We start from the raw sequence: 18,826 nt of genomic DNA, 5'->3' as shown, positions 1-18,826 counted from the left end.
CTCAGGCTCTTTCCCTCCCGGGCGATATCCTTCAGGCGTAAAGACCATATTAATTACGTCGCCCAACCGGTCAAACCTCTTTTGTATTTATTTCTCTGAGTTTTTATCTTTTTTTCAGACTTTTTATACTCCGATTTTAGATGTAAATAGCCTGAACATAAGATGAATAACTCGAATATAAGACTTCATGTTTTATTCAACTTATGACCATTCTTCTGTCGCATAAATGGATTTCCAAGAGATGAGGATTTTATTATTCTGAGAATTATAAATAGAAGTTTGCTGGATTGGGAAAGTATTCTACGGACTTAAAAATAGGAGAATTCAATTGGGACCGGCAAATGAATACATAGATCAATATTTAAAAGAAAACATTCTACAATCGGAAACGATTCATAGAATGAAACATGTGATCCGTGAATTTAGTTTAAGAACTCCTAAAGTACTCGTTACTAAATGTATAGACGGAAGGGTTCACGGAAGTAAGTTAAAGGGATATCCTGTTACTACGATCCGTTTTGGTAGAACTGATGGAAATATTGTTTCTACTAACTTGAATAATTTTTGGTTCTGGAATCGTATTGATAGAGTTGTGAATGACGCGTTATGCAACACTCCTGGGATGCCTGCGTTATTCATTGCGTATATGCATAGGTCAGATATCCCTGGATTAGGTTGTGCTGCACACGGCGGAAATGAAGAGGCAGCCCGCGCCGCCATTAAGGCTCAAGCAGAAGCAGTTCGAAAAGTTTTCCCGAAAGAGCAACTTTATGTGATCGAAGGCATTACAAATACGGATATGATGTCTGAAACTTTGATATTTGATGATGGAACTATTATAGATTCCCAGGAAATAGTAGCAAATTTTGGGTTTAATGAACCTTCTGAAATATTTCATTCTGCTTTTTTAAAATACCAAATTAAGGATCCAGCAATTTCTAAAAATGTTGGATTTAAGACTCCTGAAGAACTGTTTTCTGGAAAGGTTCCTGATTTTTATGCGGATTTTCAAACTTCTCTTTCTCTTAAATCATTCTTGATCCGTGAGATTTCTGCAATCATTTCTGCTGGAGAAATAGAAATCCAAAAATTAATACAACCGGATCTATTTCACGCGGTTTATCAGAAACTTTCTGGGATCAAGGAATTACCTTCTACACTTCTTCCAAGTTTGTTGTACCAGATCATCTGGAATGTGGCTTATACTTTAAACCAAAAACGTAAACTTTCTAAATTAGCTGCGGAAGAACGTTGGAAACATTTGGATCATGCAGAAGAGCTGATCTGTTATGGAGAAGGTTTCGAACTATTACAAAGAAATAAAGCGGTTCTGGTAAAAACGGGAAGAGGGGATGATACGGATGCATTGCTTGTTGCCAAAAAAGTTTTGGATAAGAATCGGCAGAATGATCCAAAGCCCTACCCTGCAATCATTCATTTGAATGTAGAAATTTCAGGAGAGCTTAGGAGCTGGGAAGATTTTAATGAAAATGTTTCTTCTCGCGTGAATACGATGGTCCGTAATTTGGAAACAGTATTTCAAAATCAAGAAGTGGTTATCTTGACTACTTACTCGTATTTGGACCAGAAAAGATTTTATCCGATCCATACAAAACTAGATCCAAGGATTTCTTATCCTACAGATGTGATCTCCGATATAAACGGAGAAGATAAATTTTCAGGAATGGGTTTAAAAACGAAGGAAGCGTTTTACGCAGGAGAGATGATCACTTCTACGTAAAAGCTTCCGGATGAAATTTAAGATTTAGAGCGTCGTTCCGAAATGAATTTGGAGAGTTCTTCTCTAAAGGAGAACTTCTTCTTGCCCATCAAATAACGGAATGCGCTTACGATTACATCTGGTCTTGGAGGATCTCCTCCGATAAACAAGTCCGGCTCTTTCGGTAATTTTCCTCTTTGGAATAATCCGCCTGAAACAGCTTCAGTTCCGCAGGCAATAAGTGCTTTTGGTCCTGGGGTTGTATCCCAAGCAACTTGGAGAGGGATTTCCATATTCGGTCCGACAGGTCCTGCGAATACAACTGCATCTGAATGTTTGGGGGAAGCCACCACTCTTACCATACTTGCTTCACTATCGAAAACTGCGTTAAAGCTAGCATTTATCTCTGCTTCTGTTGCGTTATTGCCGCTTGCGGCTACTTCTCTATACTGGAAGCCTGTGTTTTTAGTGATCTTACGGAATTGTTTTACGTTTTCGGAAACTTCTTCCTCGTAATTTGCTGGAACTCCATCTATATAACGTACTTTTAATGCTTCTCTGTCTACCGAATATACGTGGATGAATCCTGAATTTTCTAATTGTCCTGCAGAAGCTTCTACACAATGGCCACATTGTAAACATGCTCCGTAGTCAATTGTCACTTCTTTAGAAGAGGATACTTTTAATCCTCCAGTGGGACAAACCTTCTCTATGGATTTATCTAAATGAAATCCCTTTTTAGAAGCTGGTACTGGAATACCTCTCGCATTCGGATTGGTAGGTCCCATTTTTTCGAAATTTAGATTTTTTGCCGGACGGAATATATTAATGATTTCCTGGATTTGTTTCATAGATCCACTCCCACATAACTGAGGTTGAAAGATTTATTATTCAGAGGAAAATCCCCGATATTCTCCCCTCTAACTGCAAGCTCCAACGCATGCCAGTTCAGAACGGAAGGATCTCTTACATAAGCTTCTGAAATATCTCCGGAAGAATTTAGGGAGAAGGAAGCTAAGACTGGGCCTCTCCACCCTTCTGCAGCGCCGAAATACACTCCAGATTTTGCTTTGGAAACTTTTATTTTTTGGAAACTTTCGTAGACTGTATGAAAGTTTTTTAATACTGGGATTGCTTTAGCCAACCAACGTCCGCTATTCTTCAATTCTTCATAACGAAGATAGAATCTTGCCCAAGCATCTCCTTTCATTTGACCAGCATCAAGATCCAAATTAATGGAATCTCCTGCGAGAGAATAACTGGAATCGTGGTGACGAAGATCTCTGGAATGGCCTGTGCATTTTTCTACCATTCCAACAAAACCTAGATCTTTGAGCTGCTTATGTGTGATCACTCCGCAGATTTGTAATCTTTCCCTGTTTGTAGATTTGTTTGCAGCTCTTTCGAAATGGCTGGCAACATCAGAAGTAACATCTTGGATCCTTTTTGCCAGATCGTTTAGGATAGATTCAGTCAGCTCTTTTTTAAGTCTTACTTTTCCTGGGCTTAAGGCTCCTCTTCCGAAGCGAGAACCGGTTAGAGCTTCCATTACTCCGAGAGGGACTCCCCTTTGCATTGCGCATACACCTTGGAGAGGATAATAACCTACGTCACCCGCAATCGCTCCCATATCTCCGATATGGATAGCAATCCTTTCTATCTCCAAAAGAACAGTTCTTGCGAAGTTTACTTCTTCTGGAACTTGGATACCATGAGCTTCTTCGAATGCTTTACTAAATGCGATTGCGTATGCAACTGTAGAATCACCTGAAATTGCTTCTGCATAAGAAGAAATAGAGTCCTTATTCAGGCCTTTCATTTTTTCTAGAAGGCCCCTTTTTTGGAAACCAAGACGAATGTCCAGGTTTTGGATCTCTTCTCCTTCTACTATAAAACGAAAATGGCCAGGTTCGATTACTCCTGCATGGATCGGTCCAACTGCATGTGAATAAAAAGAATTCGGAACAGGAACATTGATCCCTCTATAAACTAAATCCTTGATCCCGGATTTGGTCAGGAATTTTTCGAGAAGATGTTTTCTATCCTGAGATAGATATTTCTCGTAATCCATGGAAGAATAATCTTCAGCGCCTTGGTCAGTTCCGAGGCTATGTCTGAGGACCCAAATCGGATTGGAATGATCCTCATATAAACTTTTTTCTGCGGTTTTAGAAAGAGTTTCTTTCTCTATTCCTTCCCGAGTTAACCAGAAACGATGAGTTTGTTTCGTTTCCGAAGTGTGAAAAATTCCGGTAACGTTTTTCATAATACACCTTGTAATAAAAGGTAAAATCCCCAGCAGCCTGTGCTGAGAAGAAGTAGAAGTAGGAAAAATCCGTTGGTCATTCTGATCCTAAGAATGGTAGAAAGATCTTTTGAAAATGGTCTTCCTTTGATATTCAGCAGAGGTGCGAGTTTATATAACATCACTCCGAAAAATACTATTCCTAAGATCGGAACTAAGATCACGAATGTTTTTCCGTCAATCTGTCCAGCCTTGATCAGAATTATATCTGTTACAAATATTGGTGATCCTGGCATCACGAATGCTAAGAAGAGAGCTAAGATAAATAGAGATAAAGCAGGTTTGTTGATCGAGTCTGCTTGTATGATCTTATGAAGCTCTCTTTTTCCGGCATCCATTCTTACTATTCCCATGCTGATGAATAAAAGTGATTTCACCACCAAGTTAGTCGCCATCATGAATAAAAATGCTGTATCGCTTAGGTCCATCCAAAGGAAAACCGCTAAAGCTCCTGTATGGAAAAGTGCAACTTTTGCAGAAATCCTTCTGATATCGTCGCGATCATATACTGCAAAAATACTTAAGAAGATCGTTAATATTCCTAAGACCAATAAACCATCCGCTCCGCTGAATGTGTGAGGGAAAAGTTGGTGATCTAAATGAACAAAAGGTCTAAGTGCAAAACAAACCGAAACAGGAATGAATGCAGAAAGTAAGGAAGAAACTTGAGTAGGACTTTCTCCATAAGTATCTTCTATCCACACGTGATTTGGAAAAAGCCCAAGCTTAGCAGTGTATCCGAAGATCGCGAGCCAAAGGCCGATCTCTACCCAGATGATTTCAGGATGAGAAGAAGAATTTGCCGCTAAAAATTCAATCGGCTGATTGATCACATGCAAAGAAGAACGAATTAGTATAATTCCTAAGAATGCGATACCAAGTCCGAAGGAGTTGATCAGCAAAAATTTCCAAGCGATCGGAAATGATTTTGCAGTTCTACTGGAAGAGATGAGCAAAGCGCCTACGAACGTTGTCGCTTCTATCAAAACCCACTGTAGTGTAGTACCTTCTTCATTCCAATCCCTGATAATCCAGACTGCAAAATTGATCGCGGCACATATAACAAGTAATACCGACCAGAAAAGTAAGTTTGTCTGGTTCTTTGTAGGAGCTAAAACATAAGTTAGGAAAATTAGGACAAAAACACCTGCCCCGATCCCTAAAAGAATATCGAAGTTCATCTGGATATTTCCCCCTTATATTGTTCGCTATTGATCCTAAGTGCGGCACCCGCTCCTATGATCAATACAGCATCCAAGAAGGATCCGAACTCGCTTCCGATCGGAACTCCTGATTTTAGAAGTAGAGTGAGTAAGAATGTTCCGTTCTCAAAGATACTGAAACATGCGATCACACCTATCCAGTTCCTTCTTACAATAAATCCGATTACTCCGATGTATATTAGAAGAAGGACATATAATAATCCATGTTGATGAGCTTTTCCAAAGAATGCCGAAACTATATCCATAAAGAAGTAACAAGCCGCTGCACCCGCGAACAAAAGCGCGAGTGTAGGAAGATAACCTACTTTAGGAAAAGTTGATTCTGGAGAATGTATTCTTCTCGCAGTCCAAAAAAGAATGATCGGAGTTAGGATCCCTTTGAACACGATCACCATTGCTGCTAAAAAGATAGAATGGAAACCGCCTCCACTTTCTTCTTGGTATAAAGGAAGAAGTAAAAGAAAACCTTGAATACCTAAAAGGATAACTACCCTTTTTAGCCTGTTTTCTAAAAGAATGACCACGCCGGTCAATAGAATGATAAGATAACTAACATCTGCGCTCATATTTATTTACCTAGCTTCAGAAGAATTCCCAAGATCAGCATGAAGATAAAATTCAGTCCGAGTAATTCAGGGATCCAAATCCATTTTCTTCTGGTACTGTTTGCTTCCCAATAACCGATTAATGCGGAGAGAAGAATGGCTCCTCCAAAGGATGCTAATTCTTTCCAGATAGGAACGGAAGAAACTCCTAAGAAAACTTCCACATGTTCTAATCCAAGTTTGGTAAGAAGTAAGAACAAAGAAGCAGTTTTGAATTGGTGAGCGAGTTCGAAAAATGCTCTAGTCCTTCCAGACGCCTCAAGTAACATTGCTTCATGAACCATTGTAAGTTCTAAGTGAGTTCTCGGATCGTCAAACGGTGGTTTTGCGAGTTCGGAAAGAACGATCAATGTCGCTCCCAAGAAAAACAGGATCGCAAAAGAGATATGTGCGAAGTTTTCGTGGAATACTACATTAGATTCTAATACTACAAGCACTAGGATCAGGATTGGTTCTCCAAAGATAAAGAGAAGAGTTTCTCTTGCTGCGCCCATTCCACCGAAAGAAGTTCCATTCTCAACTGCGTATGCCACAGTCGCAAATCGAATCATTCCTATCAAAAATGGGATTAGTAATAAGGAAGCCCATTCGAAAGAAACCAAGGACCATAAAACTAATCCGAAAGCAAAAGCAAATATTGCGGAACTCTCAGAGAAAAATCCTGAGAAAGGACCGTCGATTGGGCTTTTTTTGATCATTCGAACTGTGTCATAAAGTATCTGTAGAACAGGTGCCCCTCTTCTACCTTGAGCATATGCTCTGATCTTTTGGAGAATACCTCCACATAAGAAAGGAAGAGATATAAAGGCTAAAATCTGGATCAGAATGCCCAATAGGAAAGTAGCTGTGACCATATGTCTCCCTCCGCAAGACGAACGATGATGATAACGATCAAAATTGTTAATACAGTGAAAGAAGAATAAGTTAAGTCTACAGAGATGGACTCATCATCCGCTCCCCTGATCTTAGCTTTCAAAGAAGAAAGAATTCTTAATAAAATCTTAATGAACCCTTTGTCCAATCTGGAATTGCCCGCTTCATCGGCAAAATATCTGCCTAAAGGAGCGGCTAGCGGATCGGAAAGTGCTGAACTTGCGATCGCTACCTCCGATCCGCCGAATAAGCCGCCACAATCCCACAGTTTTCTCTCTTTGATCTTATGTCTGAGTCCTAACAACCCTACGCTTAACAGTATGACTAAACCAATTACGTTCAAGATACCGATCCCTCTAAACCAAGAGAAATCTAACCAATCCACTCTCACTGCATAATAGTTCGTGAGACTAAGAATGATCAGAGGTGAGATCAGTATCAAGGCACCAGTTAAGAATAAGGAAATATTGATTGTCGTATTCTTTCCGTGATCTTCGAAATTTGTACGAGGTCTAGAAAGAACAAGTCCTAGGAAAAGTTTTAAGTGAGCCGCAGCTCCTACCGCTAAACCTGTGCAGACTAAAATAAGAAGTGGAAGAACGAGTGCTGCACTTGTATCTGTAACTTCTAAAACTGCTGATAATAATTTAATAAATGTGGATTCGGATAAGAAGCCTGTGGTTCCGGGAATCGCAAGAAAACTCATGGTCCCGATTGCGGCTAAAAATGTAGGAATTCCACTGATCCTTCCAATACCTGTATTTTCATCCGATTCGGATTTTCCTGATAATTTAGTAAGATATCCGAAAAATAAGAACTGAAATGTTTTACTGATACTGTGATGAACAAGTGAGATCAGGAAAAGAACTCCGAATGCTTTACTGAGCATTCTTAAACTTTCCTGCTCGCTGGATTGCCAATACGCAGAGATAAGTAAACTCAACCACAAAAAGTTCATATTCTCCACCGTACTGTATGCGATGGATTTTTTAACTTCTTTGCTGAATAATGCAGTGATCCCTGCCCATAATACTCCGATTCCGGCTAACGGTATCAAAACAGTTGTATAATGAGTTCCAGGTAAAAGTGGAAGAGCAAATTTAGAAAATAATACAAGAGGTAGATTCACTAATAATCCGGAGTAGGCAGCAGAAGCGTGAGCAGGTGCTCCTGCGTGAGCTTCCGGCAACCAGAAATGAACTCCGAAAAATGCTGACTTGATCAAAAGCCCCAAGATCAGGAAAAATAATCCAGATCTTGGATCATTGGAAAAGATCCAGAACGTAAAACAGAAGGCACCGATCCCGCCTGCAGCAACTAATGCCACGAAACTTCGGATAGAGGCGTCATTCCATTTGCCTCCAATATAAAGAAGAAAAGCGCTTATCGTGGATAATTCCCAGAAAAGAACCAGCCATAAACTTTTTCCAACCAGGTAACAAATCCCTGTGCTTAGGAAAAAAACGGCGTAGCCAAAAATGACCAACGCCTTTCTTTCTTTTTCATAACCGTATACATATACGGCTATAAAACTGCCTAGTATCGCTTGGAGAGATAACCCAAGACCGATCGAACTATCTTTCCCGAAAAAATCTACTCCGAGCACATTTCCAATTAAGAAAGGTGCAAGGAGAGAAGTTATGACGGATAGATAAGCCAATACTGTCATACGTGTTCCTTTTTTAGAAGCCTGCGTTTACTTGGAAGAAGAACATATGAGCCATAGAGGCTGTTCCGTTCGCTCCTGTCGCAACTCCTGTGTTCAAATGAAGACCTGCAGATTCAGTTCCTACAGGTTGAAGATTGTAATGATAGAGAGCGTTTCTCTGATTCTTAACAGCATTACCTGCACTCAAGATACCACCACCGATCCAGATCGAGACGTAATCGTTTACAACGTACATCCAAGTAAAGTCAAACTCGTTGTAGATATTCTTTCCTGTTCCGCCTACTGTGATCTGGGTCTGTCCAACACCGTTACTTTCAGTAGAAGCTCCAGTGTTTGCAGTACCATTGATCGCATACCAAGCATCCTGAGTTTGAACCTTGTTATTAACGATATAAGCAACGAAGAATGTTCCGTAATGATCGGTCTTATACGAAAAATTGAAATTATAAGAACTTAAGTTTTTAGTATCAATGTTTTCAGAAAGACCTGCTACGTTATTCCAATAAGGGAATACCCCGAATCTTGGGTTAGTAAGAGTTTGGAAAGTTCCGTTACTTCCATCCGTGCGGTTTCTATCCCCGGAAGCGTAAGTATATTGGAAACCTGCTCTTAACTTTTCAAAAAAAGTATAACCGGTTTGTAGAACATGCATAGATCCAGAATATCTTTGTGCTTGGGTCCCATAACTTTGTCCGGACATTCCAGCAACATTGTTCTGCACATAAGAATCTAAAAGAGGATCTTTTACGTTTCTTTGTCCAGTGGCTCCACTTTGCCATGCACTTTCGATTGCCCAATCCCAAGCTCCCCAGAGTCCATCTTTAGGAAGGTTGTTATTTGCAGTTCTGTTTGTGATTCTGAATCCTGTTGTGATCAGATCACTTTGTTGTTTTGCCCAAGAGTTATTATAAAGATCTAAATCTGATTTAGCTCCTGCAATCGCAGTCTTTTTTGTCAAAAGCCCGATGGAATAAACATCTAGAGTGAACCAATCTTTTGTAGTTACTGAGTTATACGTACCCACGATATACTGATCAGGTTGTCCAGGGTTTACTACAGTGGCTTTTTTGGTAACCGGGTCGGTGATTGATATAGGAGCGTTAGCCGAAACTACTCCGTTTACACCGTTTTGGTTAGCTGCAATTTTAGTTCCGAAGAAGTGGATCTTGTAATTGTCTTGATCGAACATAATACGGGCTCCATCATAAGACAAGCCGTTCATTGTCCAGTTGGCGCCACCAAGTAATCTTTGGTCACCATAAGCCAAAATTTGTCTACCTACCTGAACCTTAGCATCCAACGGAAGTTTTTTCAAAATGATAAAAGCTTCTCGAAGGGTTGTTTGGCTTGGGATAGTAGTTCCAGATCCTGCAGCAGGATTACTCGTTGTAGTAGCCCCTGCTCCATCGAAAACGTTCGCACGAACGTCTCCTACGCTAGCTGGAGTTTCTCCTCCCCAGACTCTCGCATCTTGAAAGGTAACTTTTGCAGAAAAATAAGGACTTGGATCGATTATGAAGAATACCTGAGATGTTTGCATTGCTCTTGAGGTATAACCTTTATTCGATTTATCGAATGCTAGGTTGTATCTGTCTTCATATCTAGGGCGAACATATGCTCCTATTCTGATCCAATCATTTAACCATGCTTTTTTATGGTTCGCGACTTTTTTTCCCAATTCCGGTTCGAAGAACATGCTTCGAGTGTAATCAGGAGTAAGACCGCTAGTTTTCATAGGAGAAACATAACTATCTTCTTCCTCTGCTGCAGACTTTTGAGGAGTTGCAGTAACCGGTGTCGGGGTTGGTTCCGCTGTTACTGTGCCTTTGTTGGCCGCTTGAGAAAATACGCTTGGGGAACCTACGGTTAAAAACAGTAGAATTAAACTGAATTTACCGATCGGTCGGATTTGGTGAATTGTTTTAAGGAATCGAAACAGTTTCATATTGGTACTCCGTGTTTTAGTAGATTCGAATATTAGAAATTTCTCCTAAAATTCGAAACCGGATACAAAAATCCGAAGTTTCAGTTCGGATTTTGTCCAAAGAATTTTACATTTTTTTGTATTAAGCAAAAATAATCCCTCCGAGATTTCGTCCCGGAGGGGGAAAATACCCTACATGATAGCTTTAACTAAGTAGTGATACAATGGGATCCCGAGGATAATATTGATCGGGAATACGATAGATAATGCCACCGTAAGATAGATACTCGGATTTGCTTCCGGGATCATATCCTTCATTGCTGCTGGAACCGCGATGTAAGAAGCGGAAGCGCAAAGAACTACGAACATCAATGCATCACCTTCTGGCATATGAATTACTTTAGTAAGAAGTAATCCTATGCTCGCGTTGATCACCATTAAAAGAATAGCTGCTGCAATTAGGAAGAAACCTACGTGAGTAAGTTCTTTGAATCTTTTTGCCGCGGAGATTCCCATGTCTAAAAGGAAGAATGTTAGGATTCCTTTAAATAAGTCTTCAGTAAACGGTTTCTCAGCATTCCAGCCGCTGTCTCCAGTCAAATAACCTACGATTAAAGCGCCTACTAAAAGGTAGATAGAAGATCCGAATAATGCTTCATGAAGAAGAGCTTTCCAGTTAATGGATCCGCCACCGTTTGCTCTGTTCTTAGAAAGTCTGTCGAGAATAACTGCGATTACGATCGCAGGAGATTCCATAAGAGCCATACCAGCTACGATAAAACCACCGTATTCAATGTTTAAATTATGAAGATAAGCACCTGCAGTTACGAAAGTTACCGCACTAATAGATCCAAATGACCCGGCTAAGGCCGCAGCGTTATGTTTCTCTAATTTAACTTTAAGAATATAATAAGCGTAGATTGGCACCAAAGTAGCCATGATACTACATGCTAATAGAGTTAGTGCATGCTCGGAACTAAAAGGGGTCTTGAAAAGCTCGTGGCCTCCCTTGAATCCGATCGCGAAAAGTAGATACATCGAAAAGAATTTCGATAAAGCCTCTGGGATCACCAAATCTGATTTGAAGATGATGACTCCCATTCCTAAAAAGAAGAACAGTACCGGTGGGTTTAGTATGTTCTGTAAAATCGCCGAATCTGCCATTTGGTTTTTTCTCCTCGGGTTTTGTGTCCAGGTTTCCCGACTTTTTTGTTCTATTCCGTAATAGGGGACGAACTTATTTTATACAAGACCTTCCAAACTTATAAAATTGGACACTAAAAAATTCCGATTCAGTAAAAATTTTCTAAGATTTAAACTCTTGGACATTCTTTGCTGAAATTATCAGCAGAACATTTGGATTTTGAATAGATAATGACAGCCTGGCATCATACTTTAGGGCTAATTTAACTAACGAAATAGAATTAGTTTTCTCCTCTGAAAGCGTACAAGAATGGACCCAAGATCTCCTGCTTTCAGATTTATTATTGCCTTTGAAAATTTGCATAAATCTGGAAAATCTAAAATTCCAAGATTATAAATTTAGATACGTCAGTTTAGGTTTTTGGAATTTCTTATAATTTTGAACTAAACTCGACCTAGGTATTATTTTAGGTAAAAAATAAGGTGACTCGGGAAAAATACCTGGTATCCTACCTGGAAAGGGATTCACTGGTATTAGGCTTAAATGAAACAATCCAGTTATAGGATCCGAAATTCCTTCCTTTCAAATATCATTTTTCGATTTCTGATTCTATTCTTTTTGGGTGCTAGTGCTACTGGAGCAAATTTAAGTGCAGCACCGATTCTTCCCTCTGCAGATGTAATTCGACTGAGCCCTTCTTCTCCTGTAGAAAATATCAGTTCAAAAATGGAATACAGATACAGAGGATACCAGTTTCGACATTGCAAACCGGAAACAATTTCCTCTCTCCATCAGTTGGAATGGCATCATAATACTGGGAATGTTTTACGTTTAAAAAGAAGCCAGTCCGGAAATTGGCTGAGATTCAGGCTCGCAAACGATGGAAAAGAACAACTTCATAGGACCCTGGCTCTACTTTGGTTAAATGTTCCTGACGCGGAACTTTGTTCAGTAGATTCCAAGGGAAATTTTGAGGCAGGATTTGCAGGTTACGACTTGGATCCTATCTGGAACGATTTCATTTCTCCACTTCCCCATTTTAATATACGTTTGGAGCCAAAGGAAGAACGGACCTTCTACCTTTACGTACTCTCGAATGAGGACATCAATTATCCAGTTCGATTATTATCAGAAGATGATTATATGGTAATCGTAAGGCTAAGATCAGTCCTATTTTTAAGTGTAGGATTCGTGTTGTTTTTGGCGTTTGGTTATAATTTATATCTGTATTTTAAATCCCGAAAAATCCTGTTTTTGACCCTGCCTCTGCACTTAACCGCGGTAGCAGCCACACTTTATTTTCTGCATGGAAAAGAATTCGCATCCATCGTAGGAAATGAGAACAACCTATTTCGTCATAATTACTTCCTATTTTTGGGAATCACTCATATAGTCTTCTTCTTCTATTTGGCTGCATGGAATAAGGAAAATTCAGGTGTGGTCTATAGATCTCCATTCTTCTGGTTAGTATGTATTGCGGGGATCTTATATCCTCTCATTCCACTCTACCAATTCTGGTATGACCATCGGATTTTGGTTTTAGTACTGAATTATGGATGTATGTTATTCTATTTTGGAAAGACCCATATTTCTTCCATCCGGAATAATACCGTCTACGAAATGTTCTTTATCTCCGTTTGGGGGATCTTCCTTCTTCTGGATCTGTACAAGACAATTTTCCATTTCGACTTCTATCCTTATAATAGAATGGCAGTGTTTGGAGTATTGTATTACTTACCTCCTTTGACTGTGTTCGTATCATTATTATCAAGAGAGATATTAAGAAGAAAAGAAGAAGAAGGTTCCAATCGTAAAACCCATCTTTCTTCCTTGGATATAAAAGACTTTGTAGCTAAAATTGAATCCTTATTAGAGAAAGAAAAAATTTATCTGACCAAGTCTTTAAAAGAAGAACATATGGCTAAAGAACTTGGGATCACGATCCATCAGCTTTCTGAGTTGATCAATACTGAGTTCAAGACCAATTTCCCATCTCTAATCAATCAGTATAGAGTAGAAGAAGCTAAAGTATTATTGAATGAGTTCCCGGACGAGAACACTACAGAGATAGGTGCAAAGGCAGGATTTAGTTCCAGATCAGCATTCTATCTGGAATTCAAAAAATTAACTGGAACTAATCCTAACTCTTATCGTAAAGAAAGTAGCGGCAAACGTGTTTAAGCGTTTACTCTAAAGAAAATAACATCTCCGTCTTGGACGATATATTCTTTTCCTTCTATTCTTAGTTTACCTTCTTCTTTTACTTTGTTCGGACTTGCAGTTCTGTCCAGGTCTTCGAACTTCATTACTTCTGCGCGAACAAATCCTTTTTCGAAGTCTGAATGGATTACGGATGCAGCGATTGGTCCAGTGCTTCCTACACCTGTTGTCCAGGCTCTCGCTTCAACCTCTCCAGCTGTGAAGAATGTTACAAGTCCCAGAAGTTTATAAGCAGCTTGGATCATTCTGTCAAGTCCGCTACTTGTCTCTCCGATCTCACTTAAGAATTCTAATTGTTCTTCTTTGCTTAGACCTGAAATTTCTTCCTCGAATTTTCCGCAGAGAGTAACTACTTCCGCTCCTTCTGCTTGGGCCATTTTTTTTACGGATTCAACGATCGGATTTTCTTTAGCGATCGCTGCTTTATCTGTGATATTCGCAACGTATAGAACAGGTTTAGAAGTGATTAAGTTGAATGTTTTAACTAGTTTTTGTTCTTCCGGTTTGATATCTGCGAGTCTTGCCGGTTTTCCTTCTTTCAAAACCGCCATGATCTTATCTAAAACTGCTGTAGCTTCTTGTGCTTCTTTATTTCCTGCTTTTGCATTTCTGGAAATTTTTTGGTACTGTTTTTCTACCGATTCCAAATCTGCAAAAATAAGTTCCATTGTAACTACTTGTGCATCTTCTACTGGATCAATTTTGCCGTGAACATGTGTGATATTCTCGTCTTCGAATGCGCGGACCACATGGCAGATCGCGTCAACTTCACGGATATGAGAAAGAAATTTATTTCCAAGGCCTTCCCCCTGGCTTGCACCTTTAACAAGTCCTGCGATATCTACGAATTCCATGATTGCAGGGACTTTTTTTTGGGGTTTATAAAGTTCTACGAGCCTGTCCAGTCTTACATCTGGAACTTCTACGATTCCTTTGTTCGGTTCGATTGTACAAAACGGATAGTTTTGCATTTCTGCACCGGCCTTGGTCAATGCGTTAAATATGGTTGATTTTCCTACGTTTGGAAGTCCTACGATTCCGCAATTCAAGCTCATACAGTCAATTTTTGAAAGAAAGAGAATCTGTAAATTCGTTTAGATTTACAGAATAGGATAAGAAGTCTTTATTCCAGGATCCAGGACTTATTGGATTCTTTAGAATTTAAGGTTTGGACTTCTTCGTTGATTCGGATCAGTCTTCCATTCCTAAAAAATAACTCTAAAACGCTGATCTTTAAGGAATCAGGTGTTGCTCCACATCCAAAACTATATTCTCCATTAAAGAAACGCAAAGCTCTTGGAGAAGATAATAGAACGATAGAAGGTAAAGTATCTGAAAGTTCTTTTTTGAAATTGGATAATCCTTCTGCAATTGGGTTTAGATCTTCTTTTGGTTTTTCGCTCGGATCTTGTGCGAGCAAAAAGTGGAATATCTGAGATTCGAATGTTTTAGAGAATTGTGCCTTGAAGTCTGCAAGCCAAGTAGATTGATTTTTTTCATCTTCTTGTAATGATTGGGGAGAAGGAGAATAAAATACAAAATTTAGTCCGCCTTCTTCCTTCACTGTTAAAATTCCAGGAGGTATCACTGGCTGTACTTTGGCGGAAACTTTAGGAGCCTTCTTCTTACCTTTTTTCTTTGAGGAAATCTTTGGTTTAGGATCTTCTGCTTTTGCAGTAGCTTTCTTTTTCTTTTTTGTAACCTTCTTCTTTTTAGCTTTTTTGCTAGAAGGTTGTACATTTTCTTTTTTAGGAATAATAGAATGATGACCAGCGAATATGATCTCAGCGCCCAGACTTTTTTTCAGTCTTTCAATTTCATCAGAAGTTTTAGGCAGAAAAGGCGCAGAAACAAGTAGAATTGCCCCCCCTCCTTCTTGGGTTTTTTGTTGTTTATACCTTTTGTACCAAAGGCCCAAGGTTCTTTCGAAATCAAATGGAGTTTCTTTCTCAGATTGTAGAGGACAATAAACCACAAGTCCGATCGGAGAATCTTTTCTTTCCGATGGAGAAGATTGGGTTTGTAAAGAAGGTCCTAAGATTACTAGGCCGACTAAAACAATCAGAGCGCCTAGTTTTTTGATCTCGAATTTCGGAAGAAAATTCATTTGGTTAAAGAGTATTGAAAAACTTCTTTTCTTAAATTTTGAAAGTACTTTTGGAAAAGTTTTTGTTCTTTTTCTCTAAATTCTAATGTTCTAGATTCGAATTTAGGATCCATTTCAGAAAGTTTAGAATCCATTTCGGATAGATGGGATTCTTCTTCTTTGATGATACCTTTTACGGAAATTCCGATATTCTTTTGATCCAAAATCTGGTCATAGGTTTCGTAGACCAATCCGGCTCTTTCTTCTATTAATTTTGTAACATATAGATAGCAGAGAAATGATTTAATGTGTTTAGGAAAGTTTTCAGATGCAAAAGATCTCTCCACAGAAAGATCGAGTTTCTGGAAATAGGAAACAGCGGAAAATCCGCAAAGCAAAGAATCCTTTTCGAAGTTTTGAGTTCCGTCAGGTTTTACTTTTAATGCTAATTTTTTAAAATAAGCGGCATGTCTTGCTTCTTCGGAAGCATGTCTTAAAACCATTTCGGAGAGTAATGCTCCCGATTGGCTTGTATGAATTTTACGAGAACCGATATGTTCCAAAAGAGAAAGAGTATTTAACCATTTAAAATGTAGTTCTGGAGAAGATACTATCTCTCTTAATAAAGAATCAATTTCCTCAGAAGAAACGTTTGGATTCGGCTTGGTATCCGTGTTTTGGATCATAGATACGAGGATTTCTTCGGGAGGTCAAAAAATCATCCATTTTCGTTTTGGTTCTAAAAAATCTGCTTTCTAACTAACAGTATTCTATAAGACTTCCTCTGATGGCTTCCAATACTCTTGCTACTCTAGGCAAATACGGTCGATTTATAAAATTCTCCCATACTTTATTCGCTCTTCCATTTGCAGGGATTGCATTTGTTCTCGCGATCTTACAAGAGCCTAGTCTTACTCTTCTTACCATGGGCCAAAAATTGATTTGGATCTTGGTCTGTATGGTCGGTGCAAGAAGTGCCGCCATGGGATTTAATAGATGGGCAGATCGTAAGATAGACGCTAAAAATCCAAGGACAGCAAATAGAGAGATCCCGAGTGGTCAGATCTCAGATTTTATGGCTGTGATTTTTATCATTGGCTCTGCTCTTGTATTTTTTATAGGGAGTTGGTTCTTAAATCCACTTTCATTTTATCTTTCTTTCCCTACTCTATTTCTTTTATTAACTTATTCTTATACAAAACGTTTTACCTTTTTATGCCATTTTTATCTGGGCTTGACGATTGGTTTAGCGCCTCTTGCGACTTGGATCGCAATCAGAGAAGAATTTTCGTGGATCGCTGGACTTTGGACTTTAGGACTCGCTTTTAATTTGGCCGGATTTGATATTCTGTATGCTTTACAAGATAGAGAATTTGATAAAAAAGAAGGATTACATTCTGTTCCTGCTCAGTTTGGAGAAAAGGATTCTTTTATAATATCAAGAATTTCTCATATTCTTTCTATTTCTTTTCTCTCCGCGGCAGCATGGTATGCAGGTTTTCAAGGAGCCTTCTGGGTATTTTTAATATTCGTAGCTTATTTACTATTTAGAGAACAAAAGATTGCCTCCGAAAATAAAGACGGAAATTTTCCACCTAGTTTCTATCAGATCCATTCTTGGATCTCTCTTGTGATCTTTTTAGGAATTTTGGCAGAAAAGGGCCCTAGTTTAGTTTCTCTATTTTCCAGGTTTTAAGATGAGCGAGGAAAAACCTTTAAGACTAGTACTTGCAATGGCTGGGGCAAGTGGCTCTATTTATGCGGCCAGATTTTTAAAAGCACTTATGGAAATTCCAGGAGAGACCTGGTTTGTTCCGAGCCCGGCTTCTATCCGAGTGTTTAAAGAAGAATATGAGGCAAATGTTCAAACCGGAGAAGATGTCCTCGAGTTTGTGCGTAAAAAATGGAATCCTAAACAAGTTCATAAATTTCATCTTAGAAAATTCGAAGATATAGGTGCTGATATAGCTTCTGGTTCTAATATTTGGGAAGGGATGGTGGTACTTCCTTGCTCAATGAAAACTGTTGCTGCGATCCGCACAGGGATCACTGAAAATTTGATTGAAAGAGCGGCTGACGTAACCTTAAAAGAAAGAAGAAAATTAATCTTAGTTCCTAGAGAAACTCCTTATAATAGAATTCATTTAGAGAATATGTTAGCACTTCATGATGCAGGTGCGATCATTGCTCCTGCTTCTCCTGGTTTTTACCAAATGCCTCAGAGTTTGGAAGACTTAGGAGATTTTATGGCCACAAGGATTTTCAGGCTTTTAGGAAGAGAGATAGATCTTTATCCTCGCTGGAATCCATAAAGAATTATTGATTAAAAGGAAAAGATCCGGGACCGGCTGGCCCCGAATTTTGAACGGATTAAACTGCTTCTAATGCTTGGATCTTTTTATTTAGATCAGAAGCATCTTCGTATCTTTCGTAAGAAATGGCATTGAACTTCTGAAGATATAATCCAACTAACTCTTCTCCGGTTTGGCCAGGAACTTCCAGAGCTTTGCGGAAATTATGAAGATCGAACTCTGGGTGTTTTCCAGAAAAAGTTTCTACCAATCTTTCCATATGAAGAAGAGAAGCTTCTCTCGCAATCCCGCTTGAGCGTCTTACTTTTAAAGAAAGATTTGCTAAGGCATCCAGATAATCTCTAACACCTTCTGGTTCTTTTTCTTGGACAGGGAAAGATCCACCTTCTCTGTTCTTACATAGTTCTACATATCGTATGACAACGTTTTCAAAATGATCCATTCTTTCTTTGATATAAGAATTGGAATCCTCTTGGCCTGCAGGCATTTCGAAATCTTTAATCTTTACCACATCATACTTGTCGTAATGATCTGTGATGATCCTTTTCAGATCGTCGTAACTGTCCAGAGAGACAGGAGGAAATGTTACAACAGGAAAGTTTTCCCCGATTCGGAGGAAACTAACCACTACGTTGGAAGCGATAATTTTGCCGCCCGGAAATAGCGGATTTTCTCCAACAACGTTGCAATATACTATGAGGTTTCCGGATGGATTCTTCTCTGTGCCTTTTTCGAACTTCACGGT

Annotated in this window: 16 protein-coding genes; 4 read left to right on the top strand and 12 right to left on the bottom strand. The window is 39.2% G+C overall.

What is annotated here, in order from left to right:
• The first annotated feature begins 328 nt into the window (after positions 1–328).
• Complete coding sequence (locus CH362_RS18100; RefSeq protein WP_100711721.1) at positions 329–1,741, top strand: hypothetical protein; 1,413 nt, start codon at positions 329–331, stop codon at positions 1,739–1,741.
• Between the two features lie 17 nt (positions 1,742–1,758).
• On the opposite strand, the gene CH362_RS18095 is transcribed toward CH362_RS18100, so the two are convergent.
• From CH362_RS18095 to CH362_RS18060, 8 genes are all read right to left on the bottom strand, one after another.
• Positions 1,759–2,571 (bottom strand): NADH-quinone oxidoreductase subunit B family protein, encoded by an 813-nt coding sequence (locus tag CH362_RS18095; protein WP_100711720.1) that lies wholly within the window; start codon positions 2,569–2,571, stop codon positions 1,759–1,761.
• On the bottom strand, positions 2,568–3,986 hold the full coding sequence (locus CH362_RS18090; protein WP_100711719.1) for a hydrogenase large subunit: 1,419 nt from the start codon (positions 3,984–3,986) through the stop codon (positions 2,568–2,570). The genes CH362_RS18095 and CH362_RS18090 overlap by 4 nt, the downstream gene beginning before the upstream one ends.
• Complete coding sequence (locus tag CH362_RS18085; RefSeq protein WP_100711718.1) at positions 3,983–5,206, bottom strand: proton-conducting transporter transmembrane domain-containing protein; 1,224 nt, start codon at positions 5,204–5,206, stop codon at positions 3,983–3,985. The genes CH362_RS18090 and CH362_RS18085 overlap by 4 nt, the downstream gene beginning before the upstream one ends.
• A complete protein-coding gene (locus CH362_RS18080; RefSeq protein WP_100711717.1) occupies positions 5,203–5,814 on the bottom strand; it encodes a formate hydrogenase in 612 nt (203 codons plus the stop codon). Before CH362_RS18080 ends, CH362_RS18085 begins: the two co-directional genes overlap by 4 nt.
• 2 nt (positions 5,815–5,816) lie before the next feature.
• The gene (locus CH362_RS18075; protein ID WP_100711716.1) at positions 5,817–6,707 is read right to left on the bottom strand and encodes an NADH-quinone oxidoreductase subunit H; all 891 of its coding nucleotides are present in this window, start codon (positions 6,705–6,707) and stop codon (positions 5,817–5,819) included.
• Complete coding sequence (locus CH362_RS18070) at positions 6,674–8,395, bottom strand: proton-conducting transporter transmembrane domain-containing protein (RefSeq protein ID WP_100711715.1); 1,722 nt, start codon at positions 8,393–8,395, stop codon at positions 6,674–6,676. Before CH362_RS18070 ends, CH362_RS18075 begins: the two co-directional genes overlap by 34 nt.
• A gap of 13 nt (positions 8,396–8,408) precedes the next feature.
• Positions 8,409–10,340 (bottom strand): alginate export family protein, encoded by a 1,932-nt coding sequence (locus CH362_RS18065; RefSeq protein WP_100711714.1) that lies wholly within the window; start codon positions 10,338–10,340, stop codon positions 8,409–8,411.
• A 171-nt stretch (positions 10,341–10,511) separates the two neighbouring features.
• Complete coding sequence (locus tag CH362_RS18060; RefSeq protein ID WP_100711713.1) at positions 10,512–11,483, bottom strand: sodium-dependent bicarbonate transport family permease; 972 nt, start codon at positions 11,481–11,483, stop codon at positions 10,512–10,514.
• 523 nt (positions 11,484–12,006) lie between these two features.
• On the opposite strand from CH362_RS18060, the gene CH362_RS18050 reads away from it, so the two are divergent.
• Positions 12,007–13,644 carry a helix-turn-helix domain-containing protein gene (locus CH362_RS18050; protein ID WP_100711711.1) on the top strand — a complete coding sequence of 546 codons (1,638 nt, stop codon included), beginning with the start codon at positions 12,007–12,009 and terminating at the stop codon, positions 13,642–13,644.
• Here CH362_RS18050 and ychF read toward each other — a convergent pair.
• From ychF to CH362_RS18035, 3 genes are all read right to left on the bottom strand, one after another.
• Complete coding sequence (gene ychF, locus CH362_RS18045; protein ID WP_100711710.1) at positions 13,641–14,738, bottom strand: redox-regulated ATPase YchF; 1,098 nt, start codon at positions 14,736–14,738, stop codon at positions 13,641–13,643. The two genes, CH362_RS18050 and ychF, sit on opposite strands and share 4 nt — an antisense overlap.
• Positions 14,739–14,806: 68 nt before the next feature.
• Complete coding sequence (locus tag CH362_RS18040; RefSeq protein WP_100711709.1) at positions 14,807–15,790, bottom strand: LIC11612 family fibronectin-binding protein; 984 nt, start codon at positions 15,788–15,790, stop codon at positions 14,807–14,809.
• Entirely contained in the window at positions 15,787–16,455 is a 669-nt protein-coding gene (locus CH362_RS18035) for a hypothetical protein (protein WP_100711708.1), read from the bottom strand. Before CH362_RS18035 ends, CH362_RS18040 begins: the two co-directional genes overlap by 4 nt.
• Before the next feature lie 101 nt (positions 16,456–16,556).
• Here CH362_RS18035 and CH362_RS18030 point away from each other — a divergent pair, with 101 nt between their 5' ends.
• Positions 16,557–17,465: a UbiA-like polyprenyltransferase gene (locus CH362_RS18030; RefSeq protein WP_100711707.1), complete on the top strand. Its 909-nt coding sequence runs from the start codon at positions 16,557–16,559 to the stop codon at positions 17,463–17,465.
• A gap of 1 nt (position 17,466) precedes the next feature.
• Positions 17,467–18,081, top strand: a complete 615-nt coding sequence (locus CH362_RS18025) for a UbiX family flavin prenyltransferase (protein WP_100711706.1) — start codon at positions 17,467–17,469, stop codon at positions 18,079–18,081.
• A gap of 58 nt (positions 18,082–18,139) precedes the next feature.
• Here the strand turns inward: CH362_RS18025 and CH362_RS18020 are convergent, their stop codons facing one another.
• Entirely contained in the window at positions 18,140–18,823 is a 684-nt protein-coding gene (locus tag CH362_RS18020; protein WP_100705796.1) for a hypothetical protein, read from the bottom strand.
• Positions 18,824–18,826: the final 3 nt, after the last annotated feature.

The sequence above is a fragment of the Leptospira saintgironsiae genome, assembly GCF_002811765.1.
GTDB classification, from domain to species: Bacteria; Spirochaetota; Leptospiria; order Leptospirales; family Leptospiraceae; genus Leptospira_B; species Leptospira_B saintgironsiae.
The sequence above is the reverse complement of the archived record's forward strand: the minus strand, read 5'-3'. Positions and strand labels throughout refer to the sequence as shown.